Source organism: Streptomyces sp. SID11385 (assembly GCF_010548245.1).
Classification (GTDB): Bacteria; Actinomycetota; Actinomycetes; order Streptomycetales; family Streptomycetaceae; genus Streptomyces.
On sequence record NZ_JAAGLR010000937.1, the window covers coordinates 1 to 229 of the forward strand.

At 66.4% G+C, this 229-nt stretch carries 1 protein-coding gene; it reads left to right on the forward strand.

Going from position 1 to position 229, the window contains the following annotated elements:
• Window positions 1-229, forward strand: a 229-nt coding sequence (locus tag G3I42_RS28300) for a beta-ketoacyl synthase N-terminal-like domain-containing protein (protein WP_164290599.1), incomplete at both ends; no start/stop codon positions are given.

Consider the following 229-nt stretch of genomic DNA (forward strand, 5'->3'; position numbering starts at 1 on the left):
GCTTGCTGAGGGTCGGGAGACTGTTGGTGAGGTGCCGGAGGGTCGGGGTGGGTTGGGTATTGCGCGGGGTGGGTTTCTGTCGCGGGTGGATGGGTTCGATGCGTCGTTTTTTGGGGTGAGTCCGCGTGAGGCGGCGGCGATGGATCCGCAGCAGCGGTTGATGTTGGAGCTTGCTTGGGAGGCGTTGGAGGGTGCGGGTGTGGTGCCGGGTGGGTTGCGGGGTGAGCGG